At 73.1% G+C, this 22,001-nt stretch carries 20 protein-coding genes; 12 read left to right on the top strand and 8 right to left on the bottom strand.

Going from position 1 to position 22,001, the window contains the following annotated elements; all coding sequences use genetic code 11:
• Positions 1-35 precede the first annotated feature (35 nt).
• From ftsH to ACFWVC_RS09955, 8 genes are all read left to right on the top strand, one after another.
• Complete coding sequence (gene ftsH / locus ACFWVC_RS09990; protein ID WP_384281210.1) at positions 36-2,087, top strand: ATP-dependent zinc metalloprotease FtsH; 2,052 nt, start codon at positions 36-38, stop codon at positions 2,085-2,087.
• A 114-nt stretch (positions 2,088-2,201) separates the two neighbouring features.
• On the top strand, positions 2,202-2,810 hold the full coding sequence (gene folE, locus ACFWVC_RS09985) for a GTP cyclohydrolase I FolE (RefSeq protein ID WP_384281206.1): 609 nt from the start codon (positions 2,202-2,204) through the stop codon (positions 2,808-2,810).
• A gap of 305 nt (positions 2,811-3,115) precedes the next feature.
• On the top strand, positions 3,116-4,744 hold the full coding sequence (locus ACFWVC_RS09980) for a phosphatidylglycerol lysyltransferase domain-containing protein (RefSeq protein WP_384281404.1): 1,629 nt from the start codon (positions 3,116-3,118) through the stop codon (positions 4,742-4,744).
• 32 nt (positions 4,745-4,776) lie between these two features.
• The gene (folP, locus tag ACFWVC_RS09975; protein ID WP_384281201.1) at positions 4,777-5,631 is read left to right on the top strand and encodes a dihydropteroate synthase; all 855 of its coding nucleotides are present in this window, start codon (positions 4,777-4,779) and stop codon (positions 5,629-5,631) included.
• 64 nt (positions 5,632-5,695) lie between these two features.
• Positions 5,696-6,190, top strand: coding sequence for a nuclear transport factor 2 family protein (locus ACFWVC_RS09970; protein ID WP_384281197.1), 495 nt, complete (start codon positions 5,696-5,698; stop codon positions 6,188-6,190).
• Positions 6,191-6,401: 211 nt separating this feature from the next.
• Entirely contained in the window at positions 6,402-6,761 is a 360-nt protein-coding gene (gene folB / locus ACFWVC_RS09965; RefSeq protein ID WP_384281194.1) for a dihydroneopterin aldolase, read from the top strand.
• The gene (gene folK / locus ACFWVC_RS09960) at positions 6,758-7,348 is read left to right on the top strand and encodes a 2-amino-4-hydroxy-6-hydroxymethyldihydropteridine diphosphokinase (protein ID WP_384281189.1); all 591 of its coding nucleotides are present in this window, start codon (positions 6,758-6,760) and stop codon (positions 7,346-7,348) included. The genes folB and folK overlap by 4 nt, the downstream gene beginning before the upstream one ends.
• A gap of 50 nt (positions 7,349-7,398) precedes the next feature.
• Positions 7,399-7,893: a DUF3180 domain-containing protein gene (locus ACFWVC_RS09955; RefSeq protein WP_384281398.1), complete on the top strand. Its 495-nt coding sequence runs from the start codon at positions 7,399-7,401 to the stop codon at positions 7,891-7,893.
• Between the two features lie 9 nt (positions 7,894-7,902).
• On the opposite strand, the gene ACFWVC_RS09950 is transcribed toward ACFWVC_RS09955, so the two are convergent.
• Positions 7,903-8,505, bottom strand: a complete 603-nt coding sequence (locus tag ACFWVC_RS09950) for a GPP34 family phosphoprotein (protein ID WP_384281183.1) — start codon at positions 8,503-8,505, stop codon at positions 7,903-7,905.
• Positions 8,506-8,895: 390 nt separating this feature from the next.
• Between ACFWVC_RS09950 and ACFWVC_RS09945 the strand changes: the two genes are divergently transcribed.
• Positions 8,896-9,930 (top strand): hypothetical protein, encoded by a 1,035-nt coding sequence (locus tag ACFWVC_RS09945; protein ID WP_384281178.1) that lies wholly within the window; start codon positions 8,896-8,898, stop codon positions 9,928-9,930.
• 60 nt (positions 9,931-9,990) lie between these two features.
• Here the strand turns inward: ACFWVC_RS09945 and ACFWVC_RS09940 are convergent, their stop codons facing one another.
• Positions 9,991-11,133 carry an NADH-quinone oxidoreductase subunit D gene (locus ACFWVC_RS09940; RefSeq protein WP_384281175.1) on the bottom strand — a complete coding sequence of 381 codons (1,143 nt, stop codon included), beginning with the start codon at positions 11,131-11,133 and terminating at the stop codon, positions 9,991-9,993.
• Positions 11,130-12,167, bottom strand: coding sequence for an SAM-dependent methyltransferase (locus ACFWVC_RS09935; RefSeq protein ID WP_384281173.1), 1,038 nt, complete (start codon positions 12,165-12,167; stop codon positions 11,130-11,132). Before ACFWVC_RS09935 ends, ACFWVC_RS09940 begins: the two co-directional genes overlap by 4 nt.
• Positions 12,168-12,382: 215 nt before the next feature.
• On the opposite strand from ACFWVC_RS09935, the gene ACFWVC_RS09930 reads away from it, so the two are divergent.
• Positions 12,383-13,351, top strand: coding sequence for a carbohydrate-binding protein (locus ACFWVC_RS09930; RefSeq protein WP_384281171.1), 969 nt, complete (start codon positions 12,383-12,385; stop codon positions 13,349-13,351).
• Positions 13,352-13,391: 40 nt separating this feature from the next.
• On the opposite strand, the gene ACFWVC_RS09925 is transcribed toward ACFWVC_RS09930, so the two are convergent.
• Positions 13,392-14,321 (bottom strand): 1-phosphofructokinase family hexose kinase, encoded by a 930-nt coding sequence (locus tag ACFWVC_RS09925; protein ID WP_384281169.1) that lies wholly within the window; start codon positions 14,319-14,321, stop codon positions 13,392-13,394.
• Positions 14,322-14,542: 221 nt separating this feature from the next.
• Between ACFWVC_RS09925 and ACFWVC_RS09920 the strand changes: the two genes are divergently transcribed.
• A complete protein-coding gene (locus ACFWVC_RS09920; protein WP_384281166.1) occupies positions 14,543-15,475 on the top strand; it encodes an SCO0930 family lipoprotein in 933 nt (310 codons plus the stop codon).
• Positions 15,476-15,547: 72 nt separating this feature from the next.
• Here ACFWVC_RS09920 and nagA read toward each other — a convergent pair whose 3' ends face one another.
• Together nagA and ACFWVC_RS09910 are read right to left on the bottom strand one after the other, a co-directional pair.
• A complete protein-coding gene (gene nagA / locus ACFWVC_RS09915; RefSeq protein WP_384281164.1) occupies positions 15,548-16,744 on the bottom strand; it encodes an N-acetylglucosamine-6-phosphate deacetylase in 1,197 nt (398 codons plus the stop codon).
• Entirely contained in the window at positions 16,687-17,580 is an 894-nt protein-coding gene (locus ACFWVC_RS09910; protein ID WP_384281161.1) for an ROK family protein, read from the bottom strand. The genes nagA and ACFWVC_RS09910 overlap by 58 nt, the downstream gene beginning before the upstream one ends.
• 124 nt (positions 17,581-17,704) lie before the next feature.
• On the opposite strand from ACFWVC_RS09910, the gene ACFWVC_RS09905 reads away from it, so the two are divergent.
• Entirely contained in the window at positions 17,705-17,962 is a 258-nt protein-coding gene (locus ACFWVC_RS09905) for a DUF3263 domain-containing protein (protein ID WP_384281158.1), read from the top strand.
• A 57-nt stretch (positions 17,963-18,019) separates the two neighbouring features.
• Here ACFWVC_RS09905 and ACFWVC_RS09900 read toward each other — a convergent pair whose 3' ends face one another.
• The gene (locus ACFWVC_RS09900; protein WP_384281394.1) at positions 18,020-20,749 is read right to left on the bottom strand and encodes an FtsX-like permease family protein; all 2,730 of its coding nucleotides are present in this window, start codon (positions 20,747-20,749) and stop codon (positions 18,020-18,022) included.
• 176 nt (positions 20,750-20,925) lie between these two features.
• Positions 20,926-21,681, bottom strand: a complete 756-nt coding sequence (locus ACFWVC_RS09895; RefSeq protein ID WP_384281153.1) for an ABC transporter ATP-binding protein — start codon at positions 21,679-21,681, stop codon at positions 20,926-20,928.
• Between the last annotated feature and the right edge of the window lie 320 nt (positions 21,682-22,001).

Here is a 22,001-nt window from a genome sequence, read left to right as displayed (position 1 = left end):
TGGCAGGAGGGACGGGGCGTGATCGCCCCGCATGGATGGACGTTAAGCGCTATTTCCGTGGGCCAGTCATGTGGATCGTGCTGGCTGTCCTCGCCGTGGTCGTATTGATGCAGGTCGTCGGCTCGTCCGGCGGCTACAAGACGGTGGACACCGGCCAGGTCATCGCGGCGATCGACACCAATCAGGCCAAGTCGGCAGAGCTGACCACAGGTGACGAGAGCACCATCAAGGTCCAGCTCAAGGACGGCGCCAAGGTCAACGGCAAGGACCTCGGCTCCTCGAAGATCAAGGCGAGCTACATCGGCGACCAGGGCGTCGCCATCGCGAAGACGCTGCAGACGAAGTCGGAGAACGGTGACCTCCCGCAGGGCTACACCGTCGCTCCCTCGAAGCAGAACGCCTTTGTCGGCATCCTGCTCTCGCTGCTGCCCTTCGTGCTGATCGTCGTCGTGTTCCTGTTCCTGATGAACTCGATGCAGGGCGGCGGCTCCCGGGTCATGAACTTCGGGAAGTCCAAGGCCAAGCTGATCACCAAGGACACCCCGAAGACCACCTTCTCCGACGTCGCGGGCGCGGACGAGGCGGTCGAGGAGCTCCAGGAGATCAAGGAGTTCCTCCAGGAGCCGGCCAAGTTCCAGGCCGTGGGCGCCAAGATTCCCAAGGGTGTGCTGCTCTACGGCCCGCCCGGTACCGGCAAGACGCTGCTCGCGCGTGCCGTCGCGGGCGAGGCGGGCGTGCCGTTCTACTCGATCTCCGGTTCCGACTTCGTCGAGATGTTCGTCGGTGTCGGTGCCTCCCGGGTCCGCGACCTGTTCGAGCAGGCCAAGGCGAACGCCCCGGCCATCGTCTTCGTCGACGAGATCGACGCCGTCGGCCGGCACCGCGGCGCGGGCCTCGGCGGCGGTCACGACGAGCGCGAGCAGACGCTGAACCAGCTGCTGGTCGAGATGGACGGCTTCGACGTGAAGGGCGGCGTCATCCTGATCGCCGCCACCAACCGGCCCGACATCCTGGACCCGGCGCTGCTGCGTCCCGGCCGTTTCGACCGGCAGATCGCCGTCGACCGTCCGGACCTGCAGGGCCGCCTGGAGATCCTCCAGGTGCACCAGAAGGGCAAGCCGGTCGCGCCGGACGTCGACCTCAAGGCCGTCGCCCGCCGTACCCCCGGCTTCACCGGTGCGGACCTCGCCAACGTCCTCAACGAGGCGGCGCTGCTCACCGCGCGCAGCGACAAGAAGCTGGTCGACAACTCGATGCTGGACGAGGCCATCGACCGCGTCGTGGCCGGCCCGCAGAAGCGCACCCGGATCATGTCCGAGAAGGAGAAGAAGATCACCGCGTACCACGAGGGCGGACACGCCCTGGTCGCGGCGGCTTCTCCGAACAGCGACCCGGTCCACAAGATCACGATCCTGTCGCGCGGCCGTGCCCTGGGTTACACCATGGTGCTGCCGGACGAGGACAAGTACTCCACCACCCGCAACGAGATGCTCGACCGGCTCGCCATGACCATGGGCGGCCGCGCGGCGGAGGAGCTCGTCTTCCACGACCCGACCACCGGTGCCGCGGACGACATCGAGAAGGCCACCGCAACGGCCCGCGCGATGGTCACCCAGTACGGCATGACCGAGCGGCTCGGCGCGATCAAGTTCGGGACGAGTGACGGCGAGCCGTTCCTCGGCCGGGAGATGTCCCACCAGCGCGACTACTCGGAAGAGGTCGCCGGGCTGGTCGACGAAGAGGTCAAGAAGCTCATCGAGACCGCGCACAACGAGGCGTGGGAGATCCTGGTCGAGAACCGCGACGTCCTCGACAACCTCGTTCTGGCCCTCCTGGAGAAGGAGACGCTGAACAAGGAGGAGATCGCCGAGGTCTTCAAGCAGATCGTCAAGCGCCCGCCGCGGCCGGCCTGGACGGGCTCCTCGCGGCGCACGCCGTCGACCCGCCCGCCGGTGCTCTCGCCCAAGGAGCTCGCCCTGACCAACGGCACCCAGCCGTCGGCCAACGGCACGGCCACCGCGGCCGGCTCGCTGAGCAAGTCCGCCGAGACCGCCGAGCTCCCGGAGGAACCCGGCACCGAGGGCTGAGGCCCCCGGCGTGGGATCGCTCACGCTCAACGGAATGTCCGCCGCGCCCCCCAGGTTCCTATCCTGGGGGGCGCGGCTTTTCGCGTGGTACGGCGAACGAGGAACGAGGCACACATGACCGACCCGGTGACCCTTGAGGGCGATCTCGGCCCCATCGGCGAGTTCGACGAGAAGCGTGCCGAGAACGCGATCCGCGAACTCCTCATCGCCGTGGGCGAGAACCCCGACCGCGAGGGCCTGCGCGAGACCCCGGCGCGGGTGGCCCGGTCGTACCGGGAGATCTTCGCCGGGCTCTACCAGGAGCCGGAGGACGTCCTGACGACGACCTTCGACCTCGGGCACGACGAGATGGTCCTGGTCAAGGACATCGAGGTGCTCTCCAGCTGCGAACACCACCTGGTCCCGTTCGTGGGGGTCGCGCACGTCGGCTACATCCCGTCGGTGGACGGCAAGATCACCGGGCTGTCGAAACTGGCGCGGCTGGTGGACGTCTTCGCCCGCCGTCCGCAGGTGCAGGAGCGGCTGACCACGCAGATCGCCGAGTCGCTGATGCGGATACTCGAACCGCGCGGTGTGATCGTGGTCATCGAGTGCGAGCACATGTGCATGACGATGCGGGGGGTCCGCAAGCCCGGTGCCAAGACCCTCACCTCGGCGGTGCGCGGGCAGCTGCGCGACCCCGCCACGCGCGCCGAGGCCATGAGCATGATCATGTCGCGATGAACTGATCGCCGGCGGCATCCGGCGAGGGTCCCTCCGGACAGGGCACGACATCCGGAGGGCACGGTTGTGCCACCGACGGAACCCGCGGGCGGGAGTACACGTCCTACAGGGCGCACTACTCCGTACGAGAGTGGGACGTACGGGACTTTTCCGCATCGCTGGAGCTTGGTGGGGCCATGTCTGTCGTCGCAGAGGAAGATCCCGGCGTACGGGTTTCCCGGGGAGCCGAGCGGAGGCTTCCCGCGGTGCTGCCCGCCGCGGCGTCACCTCGGGCGGTGGGGACGGCGTGCGCGCTGGTCGGGCTGATGGACCTGGCGGCCGGGATCTTCCCCCGGTTCCGGCACAGCCGGATGCATGTGCTGGCGGGGGTGTTCCCCGGGACCGTCACATCGGTGGCCGCGGCGGCGGCCGTGGTGACGGGCATCCTCATGCTGATGCTGGCGCACGCCCTCAAGCGGGGGAAGAAGCGCGCCTGGCGGGCCACGGTGGTGCTGCTGCCGATCGGCGGGGTGGCGCAGGTGCTGCACCGTCACTCCCTGGGCGGGGCGGTCCTGTCGGCAGTCCTGCTGGCCCTCCTGATCCGGTACCGGGCGGAGTTCTCGGCGCTCGGCGATCCACGCACGCGATGGCGGGCGGTGGCGGCGTTCGCGGGGCTGAGCGGGCTCAGCGTGCTGCTGGGGCTGCTCATCGTCAGCGCGCACCCGGCGGCGGAGATGGGCGATCCGACGGCGGCGCAGCGGTTCACCGAGGTGCTGTACGGGCTGCTCGGCTTCGACGGGCCGGTCACCTACGCCACCGACCAGGTGGCGGATGTCGTCGCGTACTCGCTGGGCGGGCTCGGCTTCCTGACCGCCGCGACCACCGCGTACCTGGCGCTGCGTCCCGCCCATCCGGTCGCCGAACTGACCGCGGAGGACGAGGAGCGCCTGCGCTGCCTGCTGACCCGGCACGGCGCCCGGGACTCGCTCGGGCACTTCGCGCTGCGCCGGGACAAGAGCGTGGTGTTCTCCCCGAGCGGCAAGGCGGCGGTCTGCTACCGCGTCGTGTCCGGGGTGATGCTCGCCAGCGGCGATCCGATCGGCGACGTGGAGGCCTGGCCGGGGGCGATACAGCGGTTCATGGCGGAGGCCCGCGCGCACGCGTGGATCCCGGCGGTGATGGGGTGCAGCGAGACCGGCGGTGAGGTGTGGACCCGGGAGACCGGGCTGGACGCGCTGGAACTGGGCGACGAGGCCATCGTGGAGACGGCGGCGTTCTCGCTCTCCGGGCGGGCCATGCGCAATGTGCGGCAGATGGTCAAGCGGATCGAGCGGGCCGGCTACGCGTGCCAGGTGCGCCGGGTGGGCGAGGTGGACGAGGACGAACGCGAGGCGATCCGCCGTGCGGCCGACGCGTGGCGGGGCACGGAGACCGAGCGCGGTTTCTCGATGGCGCTGGGCCGGCTCGGCGACCCGTCCGACGCGGAGTGCGTGGTGGCGACGGCTCACGACGCGGACGGCGAACTGCGGGCGGTGCTGCACTTCGTGCCCTGGGGGACCGACGGGATGTCCCTGGACCTCATGCGGCGCGACCGTGCCGCCGACCCCGGTCTGAACGAGCTGCTGATCGTCGCGGCCCTGCAACGGGCCCCGGAACTCGGGGTGAAGCGGGTCTCGCTGAACTTCGCGATGTTCCGCTCTGCGCTGGCGCGCGGCGAGCGGCTGGGCGCCGGGCCGGTGCTGCGCACCTGGCGCGGACTGCTGGTCTTCCTGTCGCGCTGGTTCCAGATCGAGTCGCTGTACAAGTTCAACGCCAAGTTCCAGCCCGAGTGGGTGCCGCGCTTCCTGGTCTTCCGCGCGTCGAAGGACCTCCCCCGGATCGGCCTGGCCGCGATGCAGGCCGAGGGGTTCGTCACCCTCGCCCTCCCCGCCTGGGCCTCCCGGCGGCTTCGGTGACCGCTGTCCGGCCTGCCGCATAGGCTGACCCCATGGGTACGATGCGCGGCCACGTGGCCGGATTGCCGTCCTGGGACCGGTGCGCGGTCATGGGCGTGGTGAACGTCACGCCGGACTCGTTCTCCGACGGCGGTGAGTGGTTCGACTCGGAACTGGCCGTGAAGCACGGGCTGGACCTGGTGGCGGCGGGCGCCGACCTGGTGGACGTCGGCGGTGAGTCGACCCGCCCGGGGGCCGCGCGCGTGGACGAGGCGGAGGAGCTGCGCCGGGTGATCCCGGTGGTCAGGGAACTCGCCGCGGCCGGGGTCGTGGTGAGCGTCGACACGATGCGGGCCGTGGTCGCGGAGAAGGCGGTCGAGGCGGGTGCGGCCCTGGTCAACGACGTCAGCGGCGGCCTCGCCGATCCGGCGATGATCCCGGTCGTGGCGGCGTCGGGCAGCCCGTTCGTCGTGATGCACTGGCGTGGCCGGAGCATCGACATGAACAACCGCGCGGTGTACGCGGACGTGGTCGGGGAGGTCACCGGGGAGCTGCGGCGCAGCTTCGACGCCGCGGTGGCCGGCGGCATCGACCCGGAGCGGATCGTCGTCGATCCGGGCCTGGGCTTCGCCAAGGACGCCGAGCACGACCTCGCGCTGATCGCGCACATGGAGGACCTGCGGACGCTCGGCCGCCCGCTGCTGATCGCGGCCTCGCGCAAGCGGTTCCTCGGCCGGGTCCTGGCCGGCGAGGGCGGCGATCCGCCGCCGGCCCGCGAGCGGGACGCGGCGACGGCGGCGGTGACCGCGATCGCCGCGAGCCGGGGAGCGTGGGCGGTGCGGGTGCACGAGGTGCACGACAGTGCGGACGCGGTCCGCGTGGCGCGGGCGATCGAAGGGGCGCGATGAACGAGCGGCGGCAGTGGGTTCAGGGGCGGCAGCCGTCCGTACCGGTGACTCGGGAGCTGTCGCGGTGACGCCGCGTACGGCGGAGGCGGCGCAGGTCGAGCAGGCGAACCAGGCGTTCTACGACGCCGTGGAGCGCTCGGACCTGGACGCGCTGGAGGAACTGGTGCTGACCGGACCGCTGGCGGAGACGGTGTCGGTGGTGCACCCGGGGTGGCCGGTGCTGCGCGGCCGCCGCGAGGTGATGCGCTCGTACGCGCTGATCATGGCGAACACCGACTACATCCAGTTCTTCCTCACGGACGTGGAGGTCGCGGTCGAGGGCGACACGGCGCTCGTGACGTGCACCGAGAACATCCTCACCGGCGGTCCCGCCGAGGAGGAGGGCGAGATGGGCTCGCTGGTGGGCGGTCTGGTGGTGGCCACGAATGTGTTCCGGCGCACACCGGAGGGCTGGCGGCTGTGGGTGCACCACGGCTCCCCGGTCATGGCCGGCGCCGGTGAGGACGACGAGAACGGCGGGAACGGTGACGAGGACGACGCCGGGGAGGGCGCGGCCTGAAGCCCGCGGACCACCCGTTCGTGGCAAGAACGAGAAGAGGACGGAGTACACGCCTCCGCTCCGGGGTAAGCGCGGGTCGTCCGGGCCCCCCGGCCGCCCCGGTACCAGGGGGCTGTCGGTGGCCGTGGATAGATTCGAACAAGGGCGTACTGTTACGTCCTGCCCCCTCGTACATTTCGCCCATCCGTTCGACGACCAGCGGGAGTGCATCGTGGACCGAGTCGCGCTGCGTGGCCTGAGAGCCCGTGGCCACCACGGCGTGTTCGAGCACGAGCGCCGCGAGGGCCAGGACTTCGTCGTGGACCTCGTCCTCGGACTGGACACCGCGCCCGCCGCGGCGACGGACGACCTGACCAGGACCGTGCACTACGGGATCGTCGCCGAGGAGGTCGCGGCCGTCGTGCGGGGCGAGCCGGTGGACCTCATCGAGACCCTCGCCCAGCGGATCGCCGACCAGTGCCTCAAGCACGAGCTGGTGGAGGAGGTGGAGGTGACCGTGCACAAGCCGCAGGCCCCGATCACCGTTCCCTTTGACGACGTGACCGTATCGATCATCCGGAGGCGCCCGTGAGCTACGACCCCACCGTGCAGCCCGTCCCGGCCTCCGTGGTCGCGCAGGTCGACGCGGCGGACTCCACGCTGCAGAACCCCAAGTACGCCGTGATCTCCCTGGGGAGCAATCTCGGCAACCGCCTGGACACCCTCCAGGGCGCCGTGGACGCGCTGGAGGACACTCCGGGCGTCCGCGTGAAGAAGGTCTCGCCGGTGTACGAGACCGAGCCCTGGGGCGTCGAGCCGGGCTCCCAGCCGAACTACTTCAACGCCGTGGTCCTGATCAAGACCACCCTGCCGCCCTCCTCGCTGCTGGAGCGCGGCCGGGCCATCGAGGACGCCTTCGCCCGGACCCGTACCGAGCGCTGGGGGCCCCGGACCATCGACGTCGACATCGTCGCCTACCAGGGCGTGGTCTCCGACGACCCGGAGCTCACGCTGCCGCACCCGCGGGCGCATCAGCGGGCGTTCGTGCTCGCGCCGTGGCACGACATCGATCCCGCGGCGGAACTGCCGGGCGCGGGCCCGGTGGAGGGGCTGCTGGCCGGTGTGGGCCGGGAGGCGGTCTGGTCGCGTGGCGACGTGGAACTCAGACTGCCCGAGTAATCGTTGACGACTTCGTCGTTGTGTCCGTCGATGTGGGGAGCGAGTACCCGGTGAAGGCGCTGCGTATCAGGACCCTGGTCGGTCTCTTCGTCGTGGCCGGGGTCCTCTCCTGGGCCGGCGCCAAGCTCTGGGACTCGCTGGGCACGCTGCCCGGCGTGCCCGTGGCCGCCCCCATCGTGCTGGCGCTGATCGCGGTCGTGCTGGCCGCCACCGCGCTGTCCCTGCGGTCCCGGCTGCGCGCCCAGCGCGAGCGGCGCCCCGGCGCCAAGGGCGTCGACCCGCTGCTGGCCGCCCGCGCGGTTGTCTTCGGCCAGGCGAGCGCCCTGGTCGCCGCCCTGGTCGCGGGCATGTACGGCGGTGCGGTCGTCTTCCTGATCATGTACGAGCTCGACAACCAGCCCCGCCGCGACCAGGCGATCTACGGCGGCGCGGCGGTGATCGCGGGCGTCGCGGTGTGCGCCGCCGCGATCTTCCTGGAGCGGGTCTGCCGGCTTCCCGAGGACGAGGACGACCACCGCAACGGGGTCATGGGGGACCGCGCGTAGCGCGCGGGGTCAGTAGCCGCGCCGGACGTTCTCGGCGCGCGCGTCCTGCTGCCGCCTCGCGCGGCGCCGGCGCTCGGCCGTGAGTTCCCCCACGGCGTCGTCGACGGCGGCGAGCACGGTCGCCGCCGCCGGGTCGCCGACCGGCGGTGCGCCGTCACGGAGCCCCACGGTCGCCCCGAGGGCGGCCAGGACGGGCTCCTCCGCCGCCCAGCGCGCCGACGCCCGACGACGCGCCGCGGTGTCGGCGGGCACGATCGAGGTCGTCCGCACGACCATCCAGCGGCGGTGCAGCTTCTGCACCAGCTCGCCGTCCGCCTCCAGCGCGGTCAGGTAGGCCGGGGCCAGGTCCCGGCCCCGGCGCCACAGCCAGTCGGCGACCGTCTCGTACGGCGCCTGGCGGTTCAGCGCGGCCGCGGCACGGTCCAGCAGCGGATCCGCCAGGGCGGACCGTTCGCCGGGCACCAGGCGGTCGCCGGCCAGCGTCACGGCTCCGGCGGCCAGGAGATCGACCGCCTCGGCCCCGGCGAGCGCGAGCGACAGATCGCCCTGCTCGACGGAGCGGCCGGACGCCGGCTCCGAGGCGGTGATCAGCAAATCCCGCGGTGTGCTCATGTCACAGCTCCCCGTCGGGACGCCGTCCGGCGGCCCTCCCGCCGATTGTCACGCGCCCATCGCCCACCCGCCAGCGATCTCCCCGGGCCGGGCGCCGGGGCGCCGTTTATGGCGCGTCGATCAGTACGGCCGGCAATCGTGAGTCTGCCCCCGTCGAATTCCTCGGAGCGTGGGCGGGTGGCGGGGCCCGCAGGCCGGCCGGGGGCCCGCGGAAATAGCCCAACTGCCAAGGCCTGCCGCGGCGCTGAGCAAGATCGGAATTCATCCTTGGGCGACATTCGGGCAACGGATCGTATCGGCGTGGACGCCCTCCGTATTCATCGTTGTATGTTCAGTGAGAAATCGGATGGCGGAGCCCCATGCGACTCACGGGCACGCTAAATTCCTGACATGCCACGTGGACGCCACCGCCATTCCCAACCGCTGCACAGGCTGCTGCCGCCCGTGACGGTCGCGGCTTCCGCCGCGGTCCTCGCGCTCGCCGCGCTGGTGATCGGTGATCCGGTGCTGCTCCGCGTCCTGGTCTTCGCGGCGGCGGCGTCCGCCGCCGCCGGCGCCGTCCTGCTGCGCAGTTGGGACCGCTCGGCCGGCAAGCAGGTCGCCGACCTCAAGACCGCCCGCGTGCGCGACGAGTGGCGTGCCGACGAGCGCATCGCGGAGCTGGAGGTCGACCTCGAGGACTCCCGCGATCTGCGCGGCAAGCTGGAGAACAAGCTGCGCGGCAAGCGCGCCGAACTGGCCCGGCTGCGCACCGAGCACGCCGATCTGCTGCGCCGCTACGCCACCGCCGAGTCCGAGCGCGCCCGCGCCCTGGAGGAAGGCCGTGTCCTGGCCGGCAAGGCCGCCGGCTCCGCGCCGGCGGTGCCGGCGGACGCGCTCGGCCCCACGGTCTACCTGCGGGCGGCCGTGGCGCTCAAGGACCTGTCGCGCAACGCCGCCCGCCAGCAGGCCGTCGCCACTGTCCAGGAGGCCCGCCGCCGCGACATGGCGGAGGCCGACGAGCAGCACGGCCGGCATGCCGCCTCGGCGGATCAGGCGGCCACCGCGGGCGTCCTGGAGCGTCCCGCGGGCAACCCGGCCCTGCCGGTGCGGCAGCCCAAGGCGCTGCCCGCCGTCGCCGCGGCCGTCCTTCCGTACGCCAAGCCGCACAAGCAGGCCTCCCGGGCCCAGGGCGGGTTCGACTTCTTCGGCACGGCCAAGAACGCCAAGGGCCAGCCGCAGGAACTGCCGCCGGGGGCGGACGTGGTCGTGGTGGAGGCGGACCTCGACGACCTCGACGACGCCGTCGGGGACGAGGCGCTTGCCGCCCGCGCCGAATCGGAGTCCGAGTCCGATGCCGAGGCGGGCGCCGAGGTCATCGACCTCACCGCGCACGACGAGACCGAGCAGTTCGACCTCAGCGAACTGCGCGCCCAGTCCTCGTAGTCGCCGCGGGTCCCCGGCGCCTCCCCGGCGCCGGGTCCGGCCTTACTTGGCTTACCTGCCTTACTTGTCGATGTCGCCCACGACGAAGAACATCGAGCCGAGGATCGCGACCATGTCGGCGACCAGGGTGCCCGGCAGCAGCACGGCCAGCGCCTGGATGTTGTTGTAGGACGCCGAGCGCAGCTTCAGCCGGTACGGCGTCTTCTCGCCCTTGGACACCAGGTAGTACCCGTTGAGCCCGAGCGGGTTCTCCGTCCAGGCGTAGGTGTGGCCCTCCGGGGCCTTGAGCACCTTCGGCAGCCGCTGGTTGACCGGGCCGGGGGGCAGCTCGGTCAGCCGGTCCAGGCAGGCGTCCGCGAGGTCCAGCGCGTTGTGCGTCTGGTGCAGCAGCATCTCGAAGCGGGCCAGGCAGTCGCCCTCGGAGCGGGTCGCGACCTTCAGGGTGTCCTGGAGCTCGCCGTAGGCCAGGTAGGGCTCGTCGCGCCGCAGGTCGAAGTCGACGCCCGAGGCGCGCGCGATCGGGCCGCTGACGCCGTACGCGTGGACGTCCCGCGCCGGCAGCACGCCGACGCCGCGGGTGCGGCCGCGGAAGATCTCGTTGCCCAGCACCAGGTCGTCGAACGTCCCCATGCGGGAGCGCACCTGCGCCACGGCGGCGCGCGCGCGTCCGTACCAGCCGTTCGGCAGGTCCTCCTTGAGGCCGCCGACGCGGTTGAACATGTAGTGCATGCGGCCGCCGGAGACCTCCTCCATGACCGCCTGGAGGTCCTCGCGCTCGCGGAACGCGTAGAAGATCGGCGTGATCCCGCCCAGCTCCAGCGGGTACGAGCCGAGGAACATCAGGTGGTTGAGCACCCGGTTCAGCTCCGCGAGCAGGGTGCGGGTCCACACCGCGCGCTCCGGTACCTCCATGCCGAGCATGCGCTCCACGGCGAGGACGACGCCCAGCTCGTTGGAGAACGCGGAGAGCCAGTCGTGGCGGTTGGCCAGCATGATGATCTGGCGGTAGTCGCGGGCCTCGAAGAGCTTCTCCGCTCCCCGGTGCATGTAGCCGACGACCGGCTCGGCCTCGCTGATCCGCTCCCCGTCCAGCTTCAGCCGCAACCGCAGCACGCCGTGCGTCGAGGGGTGCTGCGGGCCGATGTTGAGCACCATGTCCGTGCCCTCGGCCGCTCCGCCGATCCCGATCGTGGTCTCCGTCATGGGCCTAGTTTCCCACCCGTCCCGGCGGCCCGTGCGGCCCGGTTGGGCGGGACGGCCAGGCTGAGCCAGAGGAACGCGCCGAGGCCGGTGGGCGCGGTGAGTTCGGCCGCCTGGCCGGCGCCGGCCAGGGCGCGGACGTAGCCGGCGGGGTCGGTGGACGCCAGGGAGAGCGGGGGGCGGACGCCCGTGACGCCGAGGGCGTGCAGGGCGTCGCGCTGGGTGGTCAGGGTGGCACCGGCGGCCGCGCAGGCGTCCATGGCCACGTGCGAGGTGATGTCGCTGGAGCCGTCGGGCACGGCGGGGGAGATCTCGCGGCCCTCGCGGAAGGCCGTGAGCGTCCCGTACGGGGGCCGGGCGCCCGCCGTGTGCCCGTAGTCCACCGCGACGGCGCGTCCCGCGTCGAGACAGGCCGTCGCGTCCGCCCAGGCGGCATCCCGCCACCGGCCGATTTCCGCCCGGGTTCCCTCCTCGGCGCCCGCCAGCGGCCACCAGCGGCCGAGCCATTCGGCGTCCGCGCCGCCCACCGGGGCGCCCAGCCGCTCGGCCCCGTCGCGGGCGCGGACCAGGACATGGCGGGCGACGCCGTCGGCGTCCGTCTGCGCGACGTCGACCGGAACGTTGTCCAGCCATTCGTTGGCGAAGAGCAGCCCGCGCACGCCCCGCGGCGGTGTCGCGCACCACAGGACGCGCTCGTCCAGCCCCGGCGGCCGCGGGGCCTTCTCGACCGCGTAGACCCGCAGCCGCGGCTCCGCCAGGGCCTCCAGGACCGCCGTGACCAGCTCTCCGGCGCCCGCCCCCATGTCGACGAACGCGAGCTCCGGCGGGTGCCCCAGGTCCGCGTCGACACGCCGCAGCAATTCCGCGACGGCGCCGGCGAACAGCGGCGAGGCGTGCACGGAGGTACGGAAGTGCGCGGCCGGCCGCTCGCGCCGGAAGAAGCCGCGGGGCCCGTACAGCGCCCGCTCGGTGGCCTCGCGCCACCCCGTCCACTCGTCTGCTTCGCGGGGCGGGCCCCCGGTTGTGTCTTCGGTCACGGCTCCACCGTATGGGCGCATCTCGCAGGGTTCGCGACCCACGGTCGCTCGTCGCGGACCGGTAGGGTACCCGGGGCAGGGATGTGTCCGCCCGCGACAGCCGCGGATGAATCGATCATGAACATTGGCCATCCGGAGAGCGCACCCCCTTATGCCGGGTCTCCCGGCACTGATAGGTGCTGTGCAAGCGATAGGCAGTGGAAGGTGAAGAGCGGATGACGGCCGGCAACAACGGCGCCCCCGAGCCCGGGAACGACGACCCCTTCGGGTATCTGTACCGGCAGGACGGCGAGGACGCGGGTCAGACGTCCGTCGCGCAGCCGGGTGTGCCTCGTACGTCGTACAACCAGGTCCAGCGGGTCGGCGAGCGCCGCCAGCAGCAGCAGCCCCCCGCCTACGGCTACCCGCCGCAGCAGCCCCCGCAGCAGCAGCCCGGTTACGGACAGCAGCCTCCCCAGCAGCAGCCGGGTTACGGGCAGCAGCCGCAGGCGACCCAGGCCATGCCGCAGCCCGCCCCCACCGGTCCCGGCGGCGGACGCCGGGCCGCGGCCTCCCGCTCCACGGGTCCCAACAACAGGGGCCTGCTGATCGGCGCCGTGGCCGTGGTCGCGGCCGTCGCGATCGGCATCGGCGTCGCCATGGCCAACGGCTCCGGCGACGACGCGCAGGCGGGGAACTCCCCGTCGCCGACCGCCTCCGCCGGCACCGGCGACGACAAGCCGGAACCCACCGCGAGCGAGGACTCCGGCGGTGAGCTGCCGGGCAAGACCGACGTGGCGGGCCTCCCCCTGTCGGGCGGCGCCGTCATCGCGACGGACGTGCCCGGGGCCAAGGCCGCGGGTGGCAAGTACGTCGCCGGGATGGAGACCGTGGGCGCCGCGGTCACGTGGAAGTTCAACGCGCCCGAGGACGGCGCGTACACCGTGTTCGTCGACTACACCGTTCCCGGTGCGGACGGCAACGCGACCATAACGGTCAACGGCTCGAAGCAGGCACGGCCCATCAGCCTGAAGAACTTCGCCGGGGCCAAGGCGGGCGACTACGAGCACGGCTGGACCAACTCCTTCAGCTACATCGCCCTGAAGAAGGGGGAGAACACGGTGTCGCTGTCCTGCGAGGCGGGCAACCAGTGCAACTTCTACCTCGACCGGATGTGGCTGGAGCAGGGCGAGCACAAGAGCTGACGCACCGTGGCCCCGTGAGGGGCCACCGTGCTCGGCGCGGCTACTCCGCCGTGTACGTGACCTCGATCCGCCCGAGCAGGTCCTCGTACGTCCCGCGGTCGAACTCGCCCGCCACCGGCGCGGCCACGGTCGCCGCCGACAGCGCCACCGCGCGGGCGAGCCGGCGGGGCCAGTCCAGGCCCTCGACGAGACCGGACAGCAGGCCGGCGACGGCGGAGTCGCCCGCGCCCGCCGGGTTGCCGGAGACGGGCGCGGGCGGACGGGCGCGCAGGACGGAGCCGTCCTCGGCGAGGACGAGGAGGCCGTCCGGGCCGAGGGACGCGGCGACGGCGCGGGCACCGCGACGGCGGGCGTCCCGGGCGGCGCGCAAGGGCTCCATCGCGCCGGTGAGACCGGCCAGTTCGCCGGCGTTGGGCTTGACGAGGTCGGGCCGGGCGGCCAGTCCGCGCCGCAGCGGCTCGCCGCTGGTGTCGAGCAGCACGGGTATGCCGGCGGCCCGCGCGTCCCGCACGAGGTCGGCGTAGCAGCCGACGGGCAGTCCTGGCGGCAGGCTGCCGCACAGGGCGACGGCCCGGGCACCGCCGTCCAGGAGTTTGCGGTAGACCCCGAGGAAGGCCGCCCACTCCTGTGAAGTGATCGTCGGGCCGGGCTCGTTGAACATGGTCGTGCCGCCGCCCGAGGTGTCCACCACGCCGACCGTGCGCCGGGTCGTCCCGGAGATCGGGACGAGGGCGTCGGTGACGCCGTCCACGTCGGCCAGGTACTCCCGCAGCCGGGCGCCTGCCGGGCCGCCCGCGAAGCCGGTCGCCACGGCCTCGTGGCCGAGCGCGGCGAGCACGCGGGCGACGTTCAGGCCCTTGCCGCCGGGGCGTTCGGCGGTCTCCGACACCCGGTGGGTGGTGTACGGCCGCAGTCGCGGGACGCGGTAGGTCACGTCGAGGGCGGCGTTCAGCGTGACGGTGACGATCACCGCGTGATCCCTTCGAACAACGGGTGCGATGGGTAGGGATCATGCCAAAGGAACGCCCGCGGGCACAGACCCCGCCCCCGCCATCCCCCCGCTGCCGTCCCGCGCGAAGGGCTGCGCGGGAAATTGCATGCCGCCGGACTGAACGCGATGGTGCCACGGGTCCGTGTTTAGCGGCGTAGCTCCAGCCCGGAGCGGACGTCTGGTGGACCTGAGGAAGTGCGATGTACAAGAACGCGCGGAACGCCCTGTTCCTGACCGGTACGGCCCTGGCGCTGACGGCTGTCACGGCGTGCGGACAGCAGACCGGCGCGGGGGCCGCCCCGGCGTCGGTGGAGCAGCCGGTGGTGAACGCGGTGTCCGGCTATCCCAGCCTGGAGGACACGGAGTCGGCGGCCCCGCCGGTGACGGAGGCGGCGTCCGGACTGGCGCTGCGCACCGACGCCAAGCTCAAGACGATCGTCGTGGACGGCAAGGGCAGGACCGTCTACGTCTTCAACAAGGACACCACGCCGGGCACTTCTAGCTGCGAGGGCGACTGCGCGGTGCAGTGGCCGCCGGTCCCCGCGGACGACACGCAGACCGCGAAGGGCCTGAACCAGGACCTGCTCGGCTCCATCACCCGCACCGACGGCTCCGAGCAGCTCACCCTGGCGGGCAAGCCGCTGTACTACTTCGCCAAGGACACCCAGCCCGGCGACACCAACGGCCAGGGCGTCAAGGGTGTTTGGTGGGCCGCGGAGCCCGACGGCTGGAAGGCCGGCGTGAAGCGTCCGGCCCTCGGGGTGCTGAACGACCCGAAGCTCGGGAAGATCCTTCAGGACAAGGACGGCCGGACGCTGTACCTGTTCACCAAGGACCAGCCCTGGCCGATGAAGACCGCGTGCGACGCGGCCTGCCTGGAGAAGTGGACCCCCACCGCTCCGGTCACGGCCGCCGACGCCCAGGCCGCCGGCCTCGACCCCAAGGCGCTGTTCACCTTCAACACCCCGGGCGGCACCCAGCAGGAGGCCTTCAACTGCTGGCCCGCCTACACCTTCAAGGGCGACAGCCGGCCCGGCGACACCAACGGCCAGAACGTCAAGGGCGTGTGGTTCGCGATCAAGAAGGACATCACGATCGACCGCGGCAAGACCGTCCCGGCGGCCAAGGGCTGACGGCCCGTCCCGTCCTCGGTCGACGCGCGGGCCCTGCTGCGCCACGTTGCGCAGCCGGGCCCGCCCGCGCGGCTACGGCTCGACGACCCACTGCCCCTTGCGCATGACGCCGACCAGGTCGTACGCCTCGTTCAGCACCACCAGGTCGGCGTCCTTGCCGGGCTCCAGCGAGCCGACGCGGTCGTACGCGCCCAGCAGCCGCGCCGGGTTGACGCTCAGGGCGCGTACGGCGTCGGTGACCGGGAGCCGGTCCACCGTGACGGCCCGCTTGAAGGCGGTGTCCAGGGTCAGGGTGGAGCCGGCGATGGAGCCGCCCTCGACCAGCCGGGCCACGCCGTCGGTGACGTCGACCTCCATGGGGCCGAGCAGGTAGCGGCCGTCGCCGAAACCGGCCGCGTCCATGGCGTCGGTGATGAAGGCCACCCGGTCGGCGCCCGCGCTGCGGAAGGCCAGTTCGAGGACGGCGGGGTGCAGGTGGACGCCGTCGTTGATCAGCTCGACGGTGACCCGCTCGTCCTCCAGCAGCGCGGCGATGGGGCCGGGCCGGCGGTGCAGCAGGGTGGGCATCGCGTTGAAGAGGTGCGTGGCGACGGTGGCGCCGGCGTCGATGGCCTCCAAGGTGGCCTCGTACGCGGCGTCGGTGTGGCCGACGGCCGCGATGACGCCGTGCTCGGCCAGCAGCCGTACGGAGTCGAGCCCGCCCGGGAGTTCCGGCGCCAGGGTCACCATCTTCGCGGTACCGCGGGCGGCGTCGATGAGCTTGCGGACGTCCGAGGGGTCCGGGTCGCGCAGCAGCGACGGCTTGTGGGCCCCGCAGCGGTGCGGGGAGATGAAGGGCCCCTCGAAGTGGATGCCCGCCAGGTCGCCCTGCTCGACCAGTTCGGACAGCAGCGCGGCCTGCCGGGCGAGGTCGTCCAGCTCACCGGTGACCGTGGAGGCGACCATGGTGGTAGTGCCGTGCCGGCGGTGGGTGTCGACGCCGGTGAGGACGTCCTCCGCGCGGGCGGCCGAGAAGGACGCGCCGCCGCCGCCGTGCACGTGGATGTCCACGAAGCCGGGGACGATCCAGTGCCCGGACAGATCGCGGGCGGCCGCGGGCCGGCCCGGGTCGTCCGCGACGATCGAGGGGCCCTCGACCGTGACCCGGCCGCCGTCGACGACACCGTCCGGCAGCACTACGCGGGCACCGGTCAGCACGGTTGGTTCCGCAGTCAAGCGGTCACCTCCAGGGAGAGAAGATCCCAGGCCAGCAGCCCTGCGCCCAGGCATCCGGCGGTGTCCCCGAGGGCCGCCGGCACGATGAGGGGGAGTTTCTGGAACGTCAGCCGTTCCTCGACGGCCGCGCGCAGCGGCGCGAAGAGCGTGTCGCCGGCCTCGGCCAGCCCGCCGCCGATGATCAGCGTCTCCGGTGTGAGCAGGGTGATCCCGGTGACCAGGCCGTCCGCGAGGGCGGCGACCACCTCGTCCCACACGGCGATGGCGCGCGCGTCGCCCGCGGCGACGGCGACGGCGCACTCGGCGGCCTCGGCGCCGAAGGCGCGGGCCACGGCGGAGGCGGCCGCGATGGTCTCCAGGCAGCCGTGCTGGCCGCAGCCGCACGCCGCGCCCCCGGGGCGGACGACGATGTGCCCGAGTTCGGTGGCCTCGACCCGGCCCTCGATGCCGATGGCGCCCGCGATGCCGGTGCCCAGGGCCACGAAGAGGAAGCGCTCCGCGCCGCGCCCGGTGCCGAGCCGGCCCTCGGCCAGGCCTCCGGAACGCACGTCGTGGCCGAGGGCCACCGGCGTGCCGTCCAGGCGCCGGGAGAGCAGGTCGCGCAGCGGCAGGTCGCGCCAGCCGAGGTTGGCGGAGAACACCGCCACGCCGGCCCGCTCGTCCACGAGTCCGGGCACGGCCACGCCCGCCGCGGCGGCGGGCTCGCCGAGGACGTCCGCCCCGTACGCCCGCAGTTCCGCGGCGAAGTCGAGCACGGTGTCGACGACGGCCTCGGTCCCGCGGTCCCGGCCGGTCGCCCGGCGTGCCTCGTGGAGCAGCGTGCCGTCCGCCGCGACCAGCGCGGCCTTCATGCCGGTGCCGCCCACATCGAGGGCGATGACGTGTCTCACGAAGGACAGTCTCGCGTGAGACAGCACAAAAGGTCTAGTCCACTCGGCGAAAGAGATCGTGTCCGGCCTCCCGCCAGGCACGCGAGCGGCGCCGCGCAAGGAAAACAGGTGTGGTGCAGACCTCATGTGTCCCTCGGCACGGGGCTATCGTGACGAGGTGAGCCTCACCGACCAGGACCGCGCGGTCCTCGACATCGCCGGCCGCGCGTGGGCGGGCCCGGGCGCGAAGGAACGGGCCATACGCGAACGGCTCGGGATCTCGCCGACGCGCTTCTACCAGCTCCTGAACGCGCTCCTCGACGATCCCGAGGCGCTCGTGCACGCCCCCGTCACCGTCAACCGCCTCCGCCGCACCCGCGACACCCACCGCACCACCCGCTAGGCCGACAGGGCCCGGGTGCCCGGCGCGGTGGGCGGGCGCGGCGTGCTCCGGTCCCTCCTACGCCTGGGCCCGCCGGCCCAGGTGGCGGTGGGAGCGGGTGACCAGGGCGGCGAGCAGGGTCGCCCCCAGCGGCACCAGGACCAGCAGCATGCCGATGGTCGCCCAGGGCACCACCACGGGCACGTCCACCCGCGTGAACACGCCCCCGTGGCCCTGTTCCAGCGTCTGCCTGGCGATGTCCAGCTGCTGCCGCCGGTCGATGCGCCGCAGCGCGACCGCGGGCAGGATGCCCGCCGCCGACCCCAGCAGCACGCCCATCGTGGCGACGGCCCCGCACTGGAAGCCGGAGAGTGTGCGCCGCACCCGGCCCGGGGCCCCCACCGCGGCCAGGGTCCTGAGGTCGGCCTCGGCGTCGGCCTGGGCCAGCCCCGTCGCGACGCCCGCCGCGCCGATCGTCACCAGGCCCGCGAAGAGGGCCAGCGCCGCCAGTACGACGCCGTACTTGTCGGTGTATCCGTGTTCCAGGTAGACGTCGGCCTTGACGCCCAGCTTGGCGATGTCCTGTGCCAGCGCCTGCTGTTCGGAGTCGGAGGGCATCCGCGAGGTGCTGAAGAGCGCGCCCAGCGGCACCGTTTTCAGCCCCACGGAGGCGGCGGCCCGCTCCGGTACGACCGCCCTCACCCCGTACGACCGGGCGGTGCTCAACCGCACCGGCAGCGTCTCGACCGTGTGCGCCGTCTTCGAGGCGTCCGGAGTCACCTGGAGCTTGAGAGTGCCGTGATCGGCGTAGGTCCGGTCGAACAGCACGGTCTGCCCGCGGGCGAGCGCCCGTTGCGCGGCGGGGTCCTGGATCCCCAGCTCCCGCAGTACCTGCGGCCCGCCGACCAGGATGCCCCCCTCCCCCCAGATCGCCGGCATGGTGCCGTCCTGCCGGCACCGCCAGTCCTTGGCGAAGGCCCGCAGTCGGGCCGGGGTGAACGTCCCGGCGGCGCCCTCGACATCGGGCGGGCACTGGTTCGCCTCGGGTTGTACCGGCATGACGGCGCCGCAGCCCGCCTGCGCGCTGTACGCGTCGCAGATCCGCGTCCCGGCCATCAGCCGCGACACGTCCGCCCGCCGGCCGACCGGGAGGCGCTTGTCCACGCTCTGCCGCACCGCCGCGATGCCCCGGCCGCCCTCCGAGGGGAGGCTGACCGCGAGGACGCCGCGCGGCGCCCTGGCGACGTACGCGTTCCGGTTCTGCTGCTCCTGGCTCGCCGCGTACGTGGCCACCGCGACCGTACCGGCCACGGCCGCCAGCACCGCGGCCACGGCGGGCGCGGTGCGGCCGCGGTTGCGCACCGCGTCCCGCAGGGCCAGCCGCGGGGCGAACGGCAGCCACCCGCCGAGCCGGCCGAAGCCTCCGACCAGCAGGGGGGTCAGAGCCACCAGGCCCAGTTCGGCGACGGCGGAGCCGCCGGCCACCACGTAGGTGCTGTCGCCGCGCACCGATCCGTAGACGGCGATCAGCGTGCCCAGGCAGACCGCCACGACGCCCGCCGCCGGCAGCGCCCGCCCGGCCCGGCGCGTCCCGCGCCGCCCGGTGAGCGAGGCGAGCACGCTCTGCCGGGAGGCGGTGAACGCGGGCACGGTCGCGGCGAGCAGTCCGGTGACCACCGCGAGGGCGGCGATGCCCAGCAGCTCCGCGGGCCGCAGGGCGATCCCGCCGAACCGGGCGCCGGCGTACTCCTCCAGCCGCGTCCGCAGCAGCAGCGTCAGCGCGATGCCGGCCGCCGTGCCGACGACCGCCGCCGCGGCCCCGATCACCAGGCCGCCGGAGAGCACGATCGCCCGGATGTGCCGGCGGTCGCCCCCGTTGGCGCCGACCAGCCCGAGCTGGCGCCGCGAGCGCCGGGCGCCGACCGCGAAGGCGGGGCCCGCCAGCAGACAGACCTCCAGCAGTGCCATGACCGCGATGGTCGCCCCCGCGGTCAGCGCCGCGCGGTCCTCGACCGGAGCGCGCTTGCCGGAGTCCGGGAGGCCGTAGAGCGGTACCTGCGCGTCCGCGGGCGGCTCGAGCGTCACCGCCCGCGAATGGACCAGCACCCCGAGGGTGTTGGCGTGCCGCACCATGTCCCAGGTGAAGCCGCCCGGCACCGCGATCAGGTACGACGACGCCGGCTCGCCCATGTCCGAGCCGGCCGCCTTGCGCGCGGCGAGGTACCGGCCGATGAAAGCGCCCGGACGGAAGTCCAGTTGAGCGGTGTCGAGCTTGCCCGGCAGGTCGTAGGCCCCGACGACGCGGTAGGCGCGGTCCAGCCCGTGGGCCCGGACCTCGGAGCCGACGCCCAGCCCGCTGCGCGTCAGGAACGCGTTGGTGGCGATCACCTCGTCGGGCGAGGCGGCGAAGCGGCCCCGGGTCAGATCCATGATCCCGGCGGCGATGGGGTCGGCCGCGTCCAGTTCCCTGACCTCGGTGCCCAGGATGCCGGACGTGGTCGTGACCTCGGCGTAGGAGGTCGTGTCGGGAATGGCCCGGGCTCCCGCGGGCGCCGCCGTCCTGGGGTCGACGCCGGGCGGGGCCGCCTGCTGGGAACCGCCGGAGTCCTTCGCAGGCTCGGTCTGCCGCGCCAACGCGAAGGTGTCGCCCCGCGGTGACTGCAGTATCGCCTGACGGCCCTGGCCGGCGTCCTCCAGCCGTGCGTCGGCCGCCCCGATGTCGCGGGCGATCGTCTGCCGCGGGGTCAGTTGGGAGCTGCGAATGGTGACGTCGGCGGCGCTGACCCCGGCGACCGGTACGGCGATCATCGCCAGCACCATCAGGCTGCGGGCCTTGGCGCGCCAGGCGTCGCGCCGGGCGATCCGGATCGCGACCCGCAGGCTGTGGAAGGAACCAAAGGAGGCGGCTCCCGGAAGGCGCCGGGGAGCCGTGGGAGCCGTGGGAGCCGTGGGAGCCGGGGAGCCCGGGGCGGGCGTGGCGGCGGTCACCGGGCCGTCCCCACTGTCGGCAGCGGCTCCGCGGAGGACCGCACCGTGATGTCCACCACCGCGCCGTCGCGCACCAGGACCACGCGGTCCGCCCATGCGGCGAACCGTGACTCGTGGGTGACCAGCACACAGGCCGCACCCGCGTCGCACCGGTTCCGCAGCAGCGCCAGCACCCCCTCGCCGGTCTCCGAGTCCAGCGCGCCGGTCGGTTCGTCGGCGAGGACCAGCCGGCGGTCGCCCACCAGGGCCCGGGCGACGGCGACCCGCTGCTGCTGGCCGCCTGACATCTCGTCGGGGAAACGGTCGGCGAGCCGGTCCAGGCCCATCTCCGCGAGCAGCGCGAGCGCTTCGCGGCGGGCCGGACGGCGGCCGACGCCGTCCAGTTCACGGGGGAGCGCGACGTTCTCCGCGGCCGTGAGCGCGGGTATCAGGTTGTAGTCCTGGAAGACGTAGCCGATGCCGCGCCGGCGCAGCGCCGCCACCTGCTTGCGGCTCGCGGCGGTCAGATCCGTCCCCTCGACCACCACTCGTCCGGACGTCGGCACGTCCAGCCCGCCGGCGAGGGTCAGCAGCGAGGACTTGCCCGACCCCGACGGGCCCATGACGGCGACGAGTTCACCCGGGTACACAGCCAGGTCGACACCGCGCAGCGCGTGCACCTCGGTGGCCCCGGAGCCGTGCACCCGGGTCAGCGCTTCGAGGAGTAGTACGGGCGGTGTCGGCGGCGCCGACGATGTGTTCTGGCTGGACATGTGCTGGTCTCTTCCCCGGTTGTGAACGGCACGGTGAGCGCCGCGGATCCGCGACCCGGCGGCGCCCCCTGGGCCCGTTCACGGTGCGATCGGCATGCGATCGACGTGAGCCCGTGAGATTGCGAAACGGCAACGAATCCGGCTCATGGACGGCGGCACGCCGCCTCTCCGGTCCGGGACGGCGCGGCCTCCCGGCGGGTCGCTGCCCGCGTGCCGGGAAGGGGCCGGCCGAGTACCAATGGACCCCGGCCGAAGCCGTACCGTCGGTGAGCGCTCGGGATTCGGCAGTCACGCCTCGTTCGCCACCGCCTTTCGGCAGC

The organism is Streptomyces sp. NPDC058691 (assembly GCF_042714775.1).
Classification (GTDB): domain Bacteria; phylum Actinomycetota; class Actinomycetes; order Streptomycetales; family Streptomycetaceae; genus Actinacidiphila.
This window is presented reverse-complemented; position numbering and strand designations above follow the sequence as displayed.

Bases quoted from the DNA above. Each gene is read 5' to 3' on its own strand.
- ftsH (WP_384281210.1), top strand. From the start codon at position 36: ATGGACGTTAAGCGCTATTTCCGTGGGCCAGTCATGTGGATCGTGCTG.
- folE (WP_384281206.1), top strand. From the start codon at position 2,202: ATGACCGACCCGGTGACCCTTGAGGGCGATCTCGGCCCCATCGGCGAG.
- ACFWVC_RS09980 (WP_384281404.1), top strand. From the start codon at position 3,116: ATGGACCTGGCGGCCGGGATCTTCCCCCGGTTCCGGCACAGCCGGATG.
- folP (WP_384281201.1), top strand. From the start codon at position 4,777: ATGGGTACGATGCGCGGCCACGTGGCCGGATTGCCGTCCTGGGACCGG.
- ACFWVC_RS09950 (WP_384281183.1), bottom strand. From the start codon at position 8,505: ATGAGCACACCGCGGGATTTGCTGATCACCGCCTCGGAGCCGGCGTCC.
- ACFWVC_RS09945 (WP_384281178.1), top strand. From the start codon at position 8,896: ATGCCACGTGGACGCCACCGCCATTCCCAACCGCTGCACAGGCTGCTG.
- ACFWVC_RS09940 (WP_384281175.1), bottom strand. From the start codon at position 11,133: ATGACGGAGACCACGATCGGGATCGGCGGAGCGGCCGAGGGCACGGAC.
- ACFWVC_RS09930 (WP_384281171.1), top strand. From the start codon at position 12,383: ATGACGGCCGGCAACAACGGCGCCCCCGAGCCCGGGAACGACGACCCC.
- ACFWVC_RS09920 (WP_384281166.1), top strand. From the start codon at position 14,543: ATGTACAAGAACGCGCGGAACGCCCTGTTCCTGACCGGTACGGCCCTG.
- nagA (WP_384281164.1), bottom strand. From the start codon at position 16,744: ATGCCTGGGCGCAGGGCTGCTGGCCTGGGATCTTCTCTCCCTGGAGGT.
- ACFWVC_RS09905 (WP_384281158.1), top strand. From the start codon at position 17,705: ATGTGTCCCTCGGCACGGGGCTATCGTGACGAGGTGAGCCTCACCGAC.
- ACFWVC_RS09900 (WP_384281394.1), bottom strand. From the start codon at position 20,749: ATGATCGCCGTACCGGTCGCCGGGGTCAGCGCCGCCGACGTCACCATT.
- ACFWVC_RS09895 (WP_384281153.1), bottom strand. From the start codon at position 21,681: ATGTCCAGCCAGAACACATCGTCGGCGCCGCCGACACCGCCCGTACTA.